This is a genomic window from Sporichthyaceae bacterium, assembly GCA_036493475.1.
Classification (GTDB): Bacteria; Actinomycetota; Actinomycetes; order Sporichthyales; family Sporichthyaceae; genus DASQPJ01.
The window spans coordinates 16,354-30,545 of the sequence record DASXPS010000116.1 but is presented as its reverse complement, the minus strand read 5'-3'; the positions used below and the strand labels follow the sequence as shown (position 1 = coordinate 30,545).

The window sequence follows — 14,192 nt, the reverse complement described above, 5'->3', positions numbered from 1 at the left end:
ACCGAGCTGTGTCACTTCGCGGGTAACCGCTCCAGCATGGTGCGCAGTCCTTCCACGCCGTCGTACAGGTGCCCTTTCATGCCGATGCGCTCGGCGCCGGCGACGTGCTCGGGGCGCGCCCCGACGTACAAGCATGCCTGTGGGCGAGCCTCAAGTATTTCCGCAGCCCGCAGGAAAATACCGGCGTCCGGTTTGGCCACGCCCTCGTGGGCGGAGTCGATGATGGTGTCGACCTTTTCGGCCACCTCGAGTTCCACCAGGTCGAAGCGCAACCGGTCGGTGGCATTGGCGATCAGTCCGACCGTGAACCCTTCGGTCCGCAGCCCGGTGATCACGTCCAGCACGTCGGGGTCGATGTGCCCGTGGCGGGCACTCCAGTCCGCGACGCAGTCGATGGCCTTACCGACATCGCCGCAGATGGGCACCATCGCGGCGGCCACCGCAGCGCGCCAGTCCTGGTCGGTGATCCGACCCAACAATGCCGGGCCGAACCGGTCGGGGTGGTAGGCCACCGCGGTGAGGGTGCCCGGCTCCACGCCGTAGAGCCGCTCGATGGCCTCGACCTGCGAGCCGTCCCACACGCGCAGCACGCCGTCCACGTCGAACAGGAAGGCCGCGACGCCGTTGGGTGCACTCACGTCAGCATCATCCCGGGCGCGGCCCAGCCGGGGTCAGACCGGCTGGTCCTCACGCAGTCGTTGGCTGATCACCGTGGTCACCCCGTCGCCGCGCATGGAGACGCCGTACAGCGCGTCGGCGACCTCCATCGTGCGCTTCTGGTGGGTGATCACGATCAGCTGGCTGGAGTCGCGCAACTCCTCCATGATCGTGAGCAGCCGACCCAGGTTGGTGTCGTCCAACGCCGCCTCGACCTCGTCGAGGACGTAGAACGGACTGGGCCGGGCCCGGAAGATGGCGACCAGCAGCGCGACCGCGACCAGGGCGCGCTCACCACCGGACAGCAGCGAGAGCCGCTTGACCTTCTTGCCGGGCGGGCGGGCCTCCACCTCGATGCCGGTGGTCAGCATGTCGTCGGGATCGGTGAGCAGCAGCCGGCCCTCGCCGCCCGGGAACAGCCGGGAGAACACGCCCTCGAACTCCCGCTGCACGTCCAGCCAGGCGGCGGTGAACACCTGCTGGACCCGCGCGTCCACCTCGGCGATGACGGTGAGCAGGTCGCGCTGGGACTTCTTGAGGTCCTCCAGTTGCGTGGTGAGGAAGCTGCTGCGCTCCTCCAAAGCGGCGAACTCCTCCAACGCGAGGGGGTTCACCTTGCCCAGCAGGGCCAGGGCCCGCTCGGCGGCCCGTAGCCGCTTCTCCTGGTCGGGGCGCACGAACGGCACCAGACTGACGGGCTCCTCGGACAGCGTGACCGCGCCGCCCTCGGCGTCCGGCACCTCGGCCAGCACCGGCACCAACTGGTCCGGGCCGTACTCGGCGATCAGCGCGTCGGGCGCGATGCCCAGCTCTTCGACGGCGCGCTGCTCCAGGCCCTCGATGCGCAGCCGGTGCTCGGCGCGGGCCACCTCGTCGCGGTGCACGGAGTCGGTGAGCCGGTTCAGCTCGGCATCCAACCCCCGCTCGGCGCTGCGCAGCTCGGCGAGCTCTGTCTCCAGTTTGCGGCGGGACTCCTCGGCGGCGGCGCGCTGCTCGGCCGCGGTACCCAGTGACGCCTCCAGCAGCCCGAGGCAGTGGGTGACCGCGATGGCGACCGCGGCGGCCACCCGACCCGCGCGTGCGCGCTCGATCTGCCGGGCCGCCGCCCGTTCGCGGGCCGCGCGCTCCGCGGCGGCGGCACGCAGCAGGGCGTCGGCGCGACCGGCCAGACCCGCGACGCGCTCCTCGCCGGTGCGGACCGCCAGACGGGCCTCCAGTTCGGCGGCCCGGGCGGTGGTGCAGGCCCCGGCCAACCGGTCCCGCTCCTCGGTGCCGACGTCGGTCTCGACCGGGTCCCGCTCGGCCTGCTCGAGCCGCTCCTCCAGCTCGGCCAGGCCCACCAAATCGGCGTCGCGCGCCTGCTCGGCAGCGGTGACCGCAGCGGCCAGCCGCTCGGTCTCGGCGCGGGCACCGCGGGCGGCGGCGCCCAGCCGGCCCAATTGCTCGGCCAACGCGGCCAGGCCGGCGTCGGATTCATTGAGCTTGTCCAGCGCCTCCGCGGCGGCCGCGGCAGCCGCCGCCCGGGCGGCCTCCGCGTGGGCCAGGTCCGCATGCAACGTCTCGGTCAGCGTCTCGGCCTCGGCCAGTGCGGCGGCGGCCTCATCCACGGCGGACTGGATGGTCAGCAGGCTCGGCGGGCTCGCCGAACCACCCGCGGCCCGGTGCGCGGTGAGCACGTCCCCATCCGGGGTGACCGCGCGGGCCCAGGGGTGGGCACCGACCACGTCCGCGGCCGTGGCCAGGTCGGGCACCAGCAGCCAGTCGGCGAGCAACGCCTGCACGGTGGCCCGCAGCGAGGCCGGGGCGGCGACCAGGCCGAGCAGCGGCGTGGTGCCCGGCGGCGTGCTGCGTTCGGCGCCCGTGGCGGCCGCGGCGTGGGTGACCACCAGGTGCGCCTGCCCGGCATCGGTGGTCTTGAGGTGTGCCAGGGTGGCGGCCGCAGCCTGTAGGGAGGCGACGGCGACCGCGTCGGAGGCCCCGGCCAGCGCCGCGGACACCGCGGTCTCATGGCCGGTGGACACGGTGAGCATGCGGGCGACCGAGCCGACCACGCCGTGATCGTCGGGGGCGGCGAGCAGTACCGCGGCGCCGTCCCGGCGGGCGAGGCTGAGTTCCAGGGTTTCCTTCCGGGTGCGCAACGCGGTGCGTTCCCGCTCGGCCTCCCGGTCCCGCTGCCGCAGGTCCTTGAGTGTCTCCTCGGCCCCGGCGAGAACGGCCGCGGCCGCCTCGTAGGCCTCGTCGAGGTCGACCTCGCCCTTGTTGAGCCCCGCGGCCTGGCCCTCGATCTCGCCGAACTCCGCCTCGGCCCGTTCCGCGCGCGCCTCGGCCTCGGTCAGCCCGGCGGTCAACCGGCCGATCTCCTGCGCTGCGGCGGCGGCGCGGGCGCGCAGGCTGTTGACCTTTCCCTGCAGCCGGGCCAGGCCCTCGCGGCGGTCTGCGGCGGCGCGCAGCCCGCTGGCGACGCGACGTTCCTCGGTGGCGAGCTCGTCCTCGAGTTGCTTGCGGGTGTTGACCGCGTCGGTGAGCGTCCGGCGGGACAGCTCGACGCCGTCGGCCAGGTCGGCCTCCTGGGCGCGGATCTCCTCCGCGTCGCGCTGCATCTGATCGGGGTCCCGCCCCGGACGGTTGTCCTCCGGGTCGGCGGCGAGCAGGCGGACCCGCTCACCCGCGAGCCTGCCGGTGCCGGACAAACGCTCACGCAGCGCGGAGAGCCGGTACCAGGTCTCCTGCGCGGCGGCCAGTTCCGGCGCGGCCTCACCAAGGCGTGCGCCGGTCGCCGTCTCCCGGTCACGGACCGCAGCGAGCTGCCCCTCCACCTCCGCCTGCCGCTCCCGTAGCGCGGCCTCGTCGGCCACCTCCGCCTCGAGGTTGGCGCGCAGCGCGAGCAGGTCGTCGGCCAGCAGTCGCAGCCGCGCATCGCGCAGATCGGCCTGCACCACCGCCGCCCGCCGCGCCACCTCCGCCTGCTTGCCCAACGGCTTCAGTTGCCGGCGCAGCTCGGTCACCAGGTCGGAGACCCGGGTCAGATTCGCCTGCATGGCGTCGAGCTTGCGAAGCGCCTTCTCCTTGCGCTTGCGGTGCTTGAGGACGCCCGCAGCCTCCTCGATAAACCCGCGGCGCTCCTCCGGCGACGCCGACAGGACCGCGTCAAGTTGCCCCTGCCCCACGATCACGTGCATCTCGCGGCCAATACCGGAGTCCGACAGCAACTCCTGAATATCCAGCAAGCGGCAGGAGTCCCCATTGATCGCGTATTCGGACCCACCGTTGCGGAACATGGTCCGCGTGATGGTCACCTCGGCGTAGTCGATCGGCAGCGCCCCATCGGTGTTGTCGATGGTCAGCGCCACCTCCGCGCGCCCCAACGGCGGCCGACCCGCCGTGCCGGCAAAGATGACGTCCTCCATCTTGCCGCCGCGCAGCGACTTCGCCCCCTGCTCCCCCATCACCCACGACAGGGCGTCCACCACATTGGACTTGCCCGAGCCATTGGGCCCCACGACACAGGTGATCCCCGGCTCAAACCGCAGCGTCGTGGCCGACGCAAACGACTTGAAACCCCGCAGGGTAAGGGTTTTCAGATGCACGGACAGTGTCCCCCGAGTCGGCTCCGCCCGACACTAGCCGCTGACATAACGCCACACCGAATGCCGCACCACGCCGATACCAATGAGGCGAAAGTGATCGCCGGACGGCCCCTCCCCTCCGCTCATTCATGATTGGAGCGGGGACTGTCATACGCCAAGCGTCACTCTTGGGCCCGAAATGGCGCTCGCAATGACGCCCGGCGTATGAGAGAGCACCCGCAGATCATGAATGAGCGAGCGGGGCGACCCAGGGCTCCTACGCCTGGCCCACGCGACGGTCAGAGCGGCCTGGAGCGGGGTGCGGGTTCGGGCGGTGGGTGAGGTGCGGGCGGTGGGGCGGTTGAGGCTCCTGGGGCTGGTCAAGCTTGGGGCGGGCGGGGAACGAGGGGGTCCTACGCCTGGCCCACGCGACGGTCAGAGCGGCCTGGAGCGGGGGCGGGGGCGGGCTTGGGCGGTGGGTCAGGTGCGGGGGTGGTGGGTCGGCTGAGGCTCCTGGGGCTGGTCAAGCTTGGGGCGCCACGACCCCAGATGCAGGTCGCGACGTCAGTGACACCAGAGGCGCCGCGATCGCCCCACTGGGCGCAACTCGCATCCATGGCCGCGGTAGACCGCACGCGGCGTGGGCGCGCGCGGCTTGGGCGCGCGGCGGGAGGTCACCCAGGCGGTGACCTTCTGGGCGCGATAGGTAGGCGGCTTGGGCGCGCGGCGTGGGCGCGCGGCGGGAGGTCACCCAGGCGGTGACCTTCTGGGCGGCGTGACGCGCGGCGGGGGCGCGGGGCGTGCGGGCGGCGGGCGGCGTGCGGCGGAGTGCACGCGCGGAGTGTCGCCAGGCGCGTAGGGGTCGCGCGCGAAGCGCCGCGACCCGTTCGCGACGCGGAGCGTCGCTCTGTGATGCGAGGCGAGTAGGTGTGCGCTTTCCGCACACACAGAGACCCCGAGACGAGCGCTGGGGTGCTCGCGCCCGCCTGCGAGCACCCCAGCGCGTCTTGGGGACGGTCAGGCCCGCCGACCGACCGCCCTGGCGGTGCCGTCTCCCGGAGGAGGGACACCGGGCGAGGGTTCACCGCGGTCCCGGTTCCGCTCGCGCGCCCGCCAGCGCGATGAACGGGTGGGACCAGGGACCGAAGTCCCCTTTGCGGAGAAACGCCGATCTGACGATCAACTCCCTCTGCCGACCTCAACGAGCAAGTTGGATCGAGGTCACGCGCCAGTTACGGCCAAGCTAGCGGAGGGGCCGGGCGCTTCCGCGGAACGGCGGGCCCGCCACGCCGATTGCCATTTCGGGTTCACGGAAAAAGGGACGCCGAGAACGGCGTCCCTTTTAGGTGCTGAGCGATAGCGCTCAGGTCAACGCGGGCTCGTGAAGCTCCACGGTGAGTAGCTCGTCGCGGTGCAATGCCGCGCAGAGCGAATCGTTCTCGGCCCGTACTCGCATGAGTTCGGACTCGAGTTCGACAATACGTCGCTGCATACGCCGCATTTCGGCGAGCATGCGGGGGTCCGGGCCACCTATGTGCCCGAGAATTGCCTTTGCCATCTGTGAGGGTCCTCCACGCTGAGAGACCAGCTGGTAGCCGACGTGTCTGCCTCCGGCTCCGATACGCGGGTAGTGACCGGAACTGGGAGCGCGGGTTACGTCTAGAGTCGCATCAGAATGCGGTCCGGTCAAGCCTGGGGAGCGCGCAGCGGCGCCTGCCCTGGTCAGGTCCGGGCAAAGCGGGCGGGACCTGAGAGCCACTCAGCTGGATCATGGCTGAGTGCTTTGGCGCACGCAAGTGGATTGTGCAACCGGGTGACGGACATAGATATCGATCCGGTCACAGCGCAGGAGCTGCGCGATACGGGCGCCGTTGGCAATGTGGACAGAAATAGGACGAGCGATTCATGAACGGTTCGCGACGAATTGGCGTCCCGCACCGACCGCACGGTTTGTCCTCCCGGCCGTAAGCCTGCAGCGACCGATCGAAGTACCCACTGGCGCCGTTGACGTTCACATAGAGGCTGTCGAACGAGGTGCCGCCGGCCGCTAGCGCCGCGGTCATCACCTCGACGGAAGCCGCGAGCACCTCCCGGATTTTCCCCGGCGGCAGGTTCTCCGTGGGCCGGGCGTAATGCAGCTTGGCCACCCACAGCGCCTCGTCGGCGTAAATGTTGCCGATCCCGCTGATCAGGCTCTGGTCGAGCAGGGCCCGCTTGAGTTCGGTGCGCTTGCGGCGCATCGCCGCGACGAAGCGCGGTGCGGAGAAGCGGGGATCGAGCGGGTCGCGGGCGATGTGCGCGATGGGCACCGGCAGCACCGTGCCGTCCACCTCGGTCATCGGCTCCACGGACAGCCCACCGAACGTGCGCTGGTCGACGAAGCGGAGCTCCGGGCCGCCGTCGGCGAACCGGATGCGCACCCGCAGGTGGGTCTCCAGCGGCGCGGTGTCCGGCTGCACCAGCAGCTGCCCGCTCATGCCCAGATGCGCGAGCACCGTCTCGCCGGAGTCCAGCGGCAGCCACAGGTACTTGCCGCGCCGTTCGGCGGACAGGATGCGCCGGCCGACCAGCCGACCGCGAAAGTCCGCGCTGCCCGGCACGTGCCGGCGCACCGCACGCGGATGGTCGACGTTGACCGCGGCGATCTCCCGGTCCAACACGAAGCGCGCCAGCCCGGCGCGCACCGTCTCCACCTCGGGTAGTTCGGGCACGGCGCGGGCGGGTCGGGAAGCCGGCGGTCAGGACTCGTGCGCGGCGGGCAGGTCCGCGGCGTGCTTGCGGCGCAACGAGGTCCACGCGGCCTCGGCGGCCTGCTGCTCGGCCTCCTTCTTGCTTCGCCCGCTGCCCATGCCGTAGTCGGCACCGCCGACCCGGGCGGTGGCCTGGAACATTTTCTCGTGGTCCGGCCCGCTCTCGGTGACCGCGTACTCCGGCACACCGATGCCCACGGTCGCGGTGAGCTCCTGCAGGCTGGTCTTCCAGTCCAGGCCGGCGCCGAGACCGGCCGAGGCCTCAATCAACGGATCGAACAACCGATGCACCAGCGCCGAGGCCTCGTTCAGGCCACGGTCCAGGTACACCGCCCCGATCAGCGCCTCCAGGGTGTCGGCCAGGATCGAGGACTTGTCCCGCCCGCCGGTGCCCTCCTCCCCGCGGCCCAGGCGCAGAAAGTCGCCCAGTTCCAGATCGCGTCCGACCTCGGCCAGCGCGCGCATGTTGACCACCGCGGCACGCAGCTTGGCCAACTGCCCCTCGGGCAGGTCGGGGTGGCGGTGGAACAGCGAGTCGGTGACGACCAGACCGAGCACGGAGTCGCCGAGGAACTCCAGCCGCTCGTTGGTGGGCAGGCCGCCGTGCTCGTAGGCGAACGAACGGTGGGTCAGCGCGCGCTCCAGCAGGGGTGGGGACACGCTGACGCCCATCCGCTTCTCGAGATCCGCGGAGGGGATCTCGTCCGCCGGCGAGCCGGTCATGAGCTCAGGTACCGAGCACCTGACGGCGGTTGTACGTCCCACACGTCGGGCACACGGTGTGCGGCAGCTTCGGCTCGCGGCAGCGCTCGCAGTTGGCCAGCGTCAGCGGCGCGGCCTTCCAGTTCGCGCGTCGGCTGCGGGTGTTGCTGCGCGACATCTTCCGCTTGGGAACCGCCACGGTCACTCACTCCTGTTCGTCGTTTCCCACTAGTCCCTGCAAAACGGCCCACCGGGGGTCGATCTGCTGGTGAGCGTGCTCTGGGTCCTCCGCCAGCCGCGCGCCACACTCGACGCACAGGCCGGCGCAGTCGTCCTCGCACACCGGCTGCAACGGCAGCATGAGCACCACCGCGTCCCGCAACGTCGGCTCCAGATCGAGCAGATCGTCCTGTAGCCAACTGGTCTCCTCATCGCCGTCGCGACCGGGAAACACGAACAACTCCGCGAGCTCCACGACAATCTCGTCGTGGACGGGCTCCAGGCAGCGCACGCACTCCCCAGCCAGCGGCGCCCCTGCCGTTCCCGACACGAGCACGCCGTCCAGGACCGCCTCGAGCCGCAGATCCAGCTCGATGGTCGCCCCTTCGGGCACTCCGATGACCGGCAGACCCAGATCCGCAGGTGCCGGAACAGATCGGGAAACCCGTTGCATCGACCCGGGCCGCCGGCCGAGACGGCGGGCGTCGAGCACCAGGGGTGCCTGCGGGTCGAGTCGCTGGGTTTTCTGAATCTCTTCGGGCATCACGCATCAGTGGTCCGTCAGACCAAGGCGGAAGGTTACCCGAGTTCGTCCAGTGGGCCCAAACCGTGCTGCTCCGGAGCGTCGCCGCCGGCCTCGGCCACCCGAAGATGATCCCCGAGGTCCTCCATGTGGTGGCGCCCGTGCATGTTCTCCCGGCCCCGGCGGACGCCGTCCAACATCTGCTCCAGCATGGCGACCAGATCGCCCAGCTGCCGCGCGGCCGCGGCCGCGGAGGGCGCGGGATCCTCACCGGCGTGCCGGGCGAGGGACAGCGTGCGCTCCAGGATGACTTCGACGTGGGCAAGTTTGGCGTCCGCGTCGAGGTCGGCTTGCTCCCGCGCCGCGGCGAGCTCGGCCTCGGTGGCAGCCCGCATCGCGTCGGCCCAGGCAGCGGCTTCGACCCCGACGCTGGTCAGGGACATCCGCCGCTGGGCCTCCTCGGCAGCCTCGGCGAGCACCTGCTCCGCCCGCCCGAGGGCCTGCGCCAGCACCCCGTCGCGCTCGGCAAGCAGCTCGTCGGCGCGGGCCAGCCGGTCGGGCAACGCGGCCTTGATGGCGTCAATGCGCTCCAGCGTCGCCGCCCGGTTGACCAGGCAGGACGCGGACATCGGCATCGCCCGCGCGCCGCGCACCTGCTCGCGCAGGTCGGCGAGCAAACCGGCGACGTCCGGGACGTCGGGTTGGGTGCCGGTCAGGACGACTCCGCGAGTCGTTTGAGCAGCCGCTCCAGCACCCGGTCGGGCACCATGCCGGTGATGTGCGCCCGGTGCCCGGCGACCTCCTTGACCAAGCTGGAGGACAGGAAGCTGTAGACCGGGTTGGTCGCCACGAACAGCGTCTCCACGCCGGTGAGCGCGTGGTTCATCTGGGCCATCTGGAGCTCGTAGTCGAAGTCGCCGACCACCCGCAGGCCTTTCACGATCGCCGGGATGTCATTGGCCGCGCAGTAGTCGACCAGCAGGCCCTCGAAGGAGTCGACCCGCACGTTTCCGTACTCGGTGAGCTCCTCGCGGAGCATGTCGAGGCGCTCCTCGAGGCTGAACAAGCCCCGCTTGTTCCGGTTCACCAGGACCGCGACCACAACCTCGTCGGCCAGCTTGGCGGCACGCGCGATCACGTCGAGATGACCGTTGGTCACCGGATCAAAGGAGCCGGGGCACACGCAGCTACGCACGGGGCCAGTGTGGCGTGTCGTCAGCCCGGATGCACGCCCGGGTCGGCTCCGATGCGACGGCCATACCACAGGGTGGCCTCGCCGTAGCGGCGGTGCTGCACGTCGAGGAACCCGTCCGGCCACACCCAGTCCCGGTCCCGGCCGGCCCGCTCCACCACGACGACCGCCTCGGCGGCCAGCCAGCCGTGGGCGACGGCCAGGCCCAGCACCTCGGCCAGGTCGGGGGCGGGCAGGGCGTAGGGGGGGTCGGCAAACACCACCTCGAAGACCGCGTCACTGCCGCGGGCCAGCACCGTGGCCACCTTGCCCGCGAGCACCGTGCACTCCCCCAGGGCCAGCGCGGCGACGTTCTCCCGCAGCACGCGCAATGCGTCGGGGTTGTGCTCGAGCAGGGTGACCGCCGCAGCGCCGCGGGAGCGGGCCTCCAAACCGACCGCGCCGCTGCCCGCGTACAGGTCGAGGAACCGCGCGTCGGCCTCGGCCAACGTGGCCAGCGTGGAGAACAGGGCCTCCCGGGTGCGGTCCGCGGTGGGCCGGGTGTCCCGGCCCTCCGGGGCCCGCAGCCGACGTCCGCCGGCCGTACCGCCGACAATCCGCAGGTTCACCCTGTGCCCACTCGGCCGCTCAAGAATTCACGACTTGTCGAGGTAGCCGGCGCGCTGCGTGTCCAGCAGGTCGGCCAACGCCGCGGCCAGGGCCGGCAGGGAGCGCAGTTCCGGGTCGGCATCGATGACCCGGGTCGCCTCGACGCGGGCCGCGGCGATGAGGTCGGCGTCCCGGATCACCGACAGGATGCGCAGGCTGGACCGGCCGCCCGACTGAGACGTGCCGAGTACGTCGCCCTCCCGGCGGGTGAGCAGATCGACGCGGGACAACTCGAAGCCGTCGGTGGTCGCGGCCACAGCGTCGAGGCGTTCGCGGGCCGGGGTGCCCGCCTCGGCGTCGGTGATCAGCAGACACAGACCGGCGGCCGTGCCCCGGCCGACCCGGCCGCGCAACTGGTGCAGCTGCGAGATACCGAACCGCTCCGCATCCAGCACGGCCATCACGGTGGCGTTGGGCACGTCGACGCCGACCTCGATGACCGTGGTGGCGATAAGCACGTCCAACTCGCCGGCCGCGAACGCAGCCATCACTGCGTCCTTGCGCTCGGTGGGCATTCGTCCGTGCAGCACATCGACACGCAGGCCGGCCAGCGGTCCGGCGGCGAGGTCCGGGGCGACGTCGAGCACGGCGGCGGCCGGTCGGCGTTCCTCTTCGTCCTCCAGGAAGGGGTCCGGCGGCATGCCGTCCTCGTCCTCGGCCTCGCCGATGCGCGGGCAGACCACATAGGCCTGGTGGCCGCCGGTCACCTCCTCCCGGATGCGCTGCCAAGCGCGGTCGAGGAAGTTCGGCTTGTCCGCGACCGGCACCACGTGCGTGGCGATCGGCGAGCGCCCCGCCGGGAGCTCGGTGAGCGTGGAGACGTCCAGGTCGCCGAACACGGTCATCGCGACCGTGCGCGGGATCGGGGTCGCGGTCATCACCAGCAGGTGCGGCAGGGTGATGCTCTTCGCGCGCAGTGCGTCGCGTTGCTCGACGCCGAAGCGGTGCTGTTCATCGACCACGACCAGCCCGAGGTCGGCGAACTCAACCTTGTGCTGCAGCAGCGCGTGGGTTCCGACCACGATGCCGGCCTGGCCACTGGCCGCATCGAGCAACGCGGCGCGGCGGGCGGCAGTGCCCAGCGACCCGGTGAGCAGCGCGACCCGGGTGCCGTTCTCGTCCCCGCCCAGGGTGCCCGCCTCGGCCAACGGTCCGAGCAGCGCGCACAGCAAGCGGTGGTGTTGCTGGGCGAGCACCTCGGTGGGTGCGAGCAGCGCGGCCTGTCCGCCGGCGTCCACCACGGCCAGCATGGCGCGCAGCGCGACCACGGTCTTGCCGGAACCGACCTCGCCCTGCAGCAGCCGGTTCATCGGACAGCTGCGGGCCAGCTCCGCGGTGAGTTCCTCACCCACCTCGCGCTGACCCGTCGTCAGTTCGAAGGGCAACCGATTGTCGAAAGCGGCCAGCAAGCCGTCGGGGCGGGCCACCCGTGGCGTCGCGGGCAGACCACGGGTCGCCGAGCGACGCTGCGCCAGCGCGGCCTGCAGCACGAAGGCCTCTTCCCAACGCAGCCGGGACTTGGCCCACTGGGCCTGCGCCCAGTCCTTTGGGCGATGCACGATGAACAACGCATCGGCAAGGTTCGCCAGGTTGTGCTCGGCGCGCAGCTCGGCGGGCAACGGGTCGGCGAATTCCTTGGTGGACGCCCAGGCCAACGCCTCCTTGACGTACTTGATGATGTCCCAGCTCTGCACCGCCCTGGTGGCCGGATAGACCGGGATCATCTCGCCGATCCAATGTGTCGCGGCGCGGTCGCCGGACGGGAGGTCACCGATCGGGAGTTCGTCCTCGGCGTCGCCGACCAGATGGAACTCCGGGTGCGCCAACTGCGGCTTGCCGTTGTAGAAGCCGACCGTGCCGGAGAACAGCGCGCGATGGCCCTTCTCCAGGCGCCTGGCGTTGTGCTGGTTGCCGAAGAAGACCAAATTCAGCTGGTGCCGGCCGTCGGTGACGACGAGTTCCCAGATCTTGCCGTGCCGCCGCTGCATGCTCCGCGACTTCACCGAGATGACCTCGGCGAGCACGGTGACCTGGCTGCCGCGCTCCAATGCAGCCAGCGGGGTCAGCTCGCCGCGCTTCTCGTACCGGCGCGGGTAATGACGCAGCAGGTCGTCGGCGGTGCGCATGCCGAAGGCCTTCTCCAGCTTCTTGGCGGTCGCCTCACCGACCACCCGATGCAGTGATTCCCCCAGCGGGTGATGCTCGGAGGTCACTCGACCCCGATCAGCAACGGATAGTCCGGCTGGCCCCCGTCATAGGCGATGCATTCCACGTCCGGGCGGCGCCGGCGCACGCCGTGGGAGAGCCGGCCGACGGCGCCACTGGTCAGGCCCACGCCGGAGATCAACGTGACCAGTTCACCGCCACCGCCGAGCAGGCGATCCACCACCCCGGCGCCGACGAGCTCTGCGTCGGTGCCGATCAGCACGACATCGTCGTCGATCAGCCCGAGGGCGTCCCCGGCGCGGCACACTCCGGCGCTGGTCATCGCCTCCGTGGGTGCGATCAGCACCGCGCCGTGCCGGGTGGCCCCGGCGGCGGAGGTCATCGCGACCAGGTCGTCACCGAAGCGGCGGCCGGGTTCATGCACGGCGAGGGCGGCCAATGCCTGCACGGAGGCCTCGGTGGGCAGCACCGCGACGGTGATGCCGACCTCCCGGGCCTGGGTGGCGACGGCCTCGCAGGCCGCGCGGCTGGCCGAATCGTTGGGTAGCAGCACGACCTCGCTAACCCGCGGGCGGCGCACCGTCTCCAGCAGGGCAGCGGTGGCCGGCACCGCACCCGGTGGCACCTCCAGCACCAGCGCGCCGGCCTCGTCGAGCAACTTGGCCAGGCCCGGCCCGGAAGCCAGCGCGATCACCGCCCGCCCGTTGCCCAGCCGCTCGCCGGCGTGCTCCGGACGCTCCAGGATGTTGGTGATCCGGATCCGGTACGGGCGTCCGGACTGCATCGCGGCTTCCAACGCGACGCCACAGTCGTCGGTGTGCAGATGGACGTTCCACAGGCCCTCGCCGCCGACCACCACCAGGGAGTCGCCGGCGCCGGCCAGATCGGCGCGCAGCCGCGCGGCGGCCCCATCGTCGCCCTCGAACAGGAACATCAGCTCGTACGCGGTGTTGGTGCCGACCGAGCAGCGCTCCGTGCGCAGTCCGGGCACGCGCAGCCGGGTGCGCGCCGGCGGGGACATCCGGGTGAGGCCGCTGGCCCGAGCGGCCAACACATCGAGAACGACGGTGAGCCCGCGGCCGCCGGCATCCACCACGCCGGCCCGGGCCAGCACGTCCAGTTGCAGCGGCGTCAGCTCCAGGGCTTGGCCGGCCGCAGTGGCCGCGTGCTGCAGCACCTCGGCGACGGTCGAGCCGGTCGCCGCGTCCGCAGCGGCCCGGCCGACGGTCAGCATGGTGCCCTCGGTGGGTCGGTCCACCGCCGCGTACGCCAAATCCGCCGCGGCGCGCAGGGCGCGGGCGACGATCTGGGCGGCGGTGGCATCGGGCTCGACCGGCGCGAGCAAGGCCCGACCGGCCCCGCGCAGCATCTGGCTGAGGATGGCACCGGAGTTACCCCAGGCGCCCAGCATGGCCCCGCGGGCCACGGCTTCGACGCAGGTCGCCGCGTCGGCCTCCGGGCCGAGCTCGTTGGCGGCCTGGGCGGCGGCCTCCATGGTCAGGTACAGGTTGGTGCCGGTGTCCGAATCGGCCACCGGGAACACGTTGAGCGCGTCAATTTCCTCCCGCGCCCGGCCCAGTTCGGCCAGCACGTCACCGGCCCAACGCCGCACATCCTCGGCGGCCAGTCGGTCGACCGCGGCGGGCGGGCGGTCGACCGGGCCGCCCGGAGTGGGAGTCACCGTCATTCCGGCACTTTAATCACTACCGGCCGGTTCGTGGCCCGTCCTCGGCGCGCCGTCGGTTGGCCCGGCGGCCGCAGGGTCGGCT

Annotated in this window: 11 protein-coding genes; all 11 read right to left on the bottom strand. The window is 71.6% G+C overall.

The window, feature by feature from the left end; genetic code table 11:
* Positions 1–11: 11 nt before the first annotated feature.
* Positions 12–638 (bottom strand): HAD family hydrolase, encoded by a 627-nt coding sequence (locus VGJ14_12170; protein ID HEY2833173.1) that lies wholly within the window; start codon positions 636–638, stop codon positions 12–14.
* 33 nt (positions 639–671) lie between these two features.
* Positions 672–4,244: a chromosome segregation protein SMC gene (gene smc, locus VGJ14_12165; GenBank protein HEY2833172.1), complete on the bottom strand. Its 3,573-nt coding sequence runs from the start codon at positions 4,242–4,244 to the stop codon at positions 672–674.
* Positions 4,245–6,061: 1,817 nt separating this feature from the next.
* Positions 6,062–6,934, bottom strand: a complete 873-nt coding sequence (mutM, locus tag VGJ14_12160; protein ID HEY2833171.1) for a bifunctional DNA-formamidopyrimidine glycosylase/DNA-(apurinic or apyrimidinic site) lyase — start codon at positions 6,932–6,934, stop codon at positions 6,062–6,064.
* 27 nt (positions 6,935–6,961) lie between these two features.
* Entirely contained in the window at positions 6,962–7,696 is a 735-nt protein-coding gene (rnc, locus tag VGJ14_12155; protein ID HEY2833170.1) for a ribonuclease III, read from the bottom strand.
* 4 nt (positions 7,697–7,700) lie between these two features.
* Entirely contained in the window at positions 7,701–7,874 is a 174-nt protein-coding gene (gene rpmF / locus VGJ14_12150) for a 50S ribosomal protein L32 (protein HEY2833169.1), read from the bottom strand.
* A 6-nt stretch (positions 7,875–7,880) separates the two neighbouring features.
* A complete protein-coding gene (locus VGJ14_12145) occupies positions 7,881–8,438 on the bottom strand; it encodes a YceD family protein (protein ID HEY2833168.1) in 558 nt (185 codons plus the stop codon).
* Positions 8,439–8,473: 35 nt separating this feature from the next.
* Positions 8,474–9,094: a hypothetical protein gene (locus tag VGJ14_12140; protein ID HEY2833167.1), complete on the bottom strand. Its 621-nt coding sequence runs from the start codon at positions 9,092–9,094 to the stop codon at positions 8,474–8,476.
* Positions 9,095–9,129: 35 nt separating this feature from the next.
* Positions 9,130–9,612 carry a pantetheine-phosphate adenylyltransferase gene (coaD, locus tag VGJ14_12135; GenBank protein HEY2833166.1) on the bottom strand — a complete coding sequence of 161 codons (483 nt, stop codon included), beginning with the start codon at positions 9,610–9,612 and terminating at the stop codon, positions 9,130–9,132.
* A gap of 20 nt (positions 9,613–9,632) precedes the next feature.
* Positions 9,633–10,217: a 16S rRNA (guanine(966)-N(2))-methyltransferase RsmD gene (rsmD, locus tag VGJ14_12130; protein HEY2833165.1), complete on the bottom strand. Its 585-nt coding sequence runs from the start codon at positions 10,215–10,217 to the stop codon at positions 9,633–9,635.
* Between the two features lie 27 nt (positions 10,218–10,244).
* Positions 10,245–12,470 carry an ATP-dependent DNA helicase RecG gene (gene recG / locus VGJ14_12125; GenBank protein HEY2833164.1) on the bottom strand — a complete coding sequence of 742 codons (2,226 nt, stop codon included), beginning with the start codon at positions 12,468–12,470 and terminating at the stop codon, positions 10,245–10,247.
* Positions 12,467–14,110, bottom strand: a complete 1,644-nt coding sequence (locus VGJ14_12120) for a DAK2 domain-containing protein (GenBank protein HEY2833163.1) — start codon at positions 14,108–14,110, stop codon at positions 12,467–12,469. Before VGJ14_12120 ends, recG begins: the two co-directional genes overlap by 4 nt.
* Between the last annotated feature and the right edge of the window lie 82 nt (positions 14,111–14,192).

What these genes read in the sequence shown, in the direction of transcription:
- VGJ14_12145 (HEY2833168.1), bottom strand. Translation starts at nt 8,438, where the DNA reads ATGCCCGAAGAGATTCAGAAAACCCAGCGACTCGACCCGCAGGCACCC.
- rnc (HEY2833170.1), bottom strand. Translation starts at nt 7,696, where the DNA reads ATGACCGGCTCGCCGGCGGACGAGATCCCCTCCGCGGATCTCGAGAAG.
- VGJ14_12120 (HEY2833163.1), bottom strand. Translation starts at nt 14,110, where the DNA reads ATGACGGTGACTCCCACTCCGGGCGGCCCGGTCGACCGCCCGCCCGCC.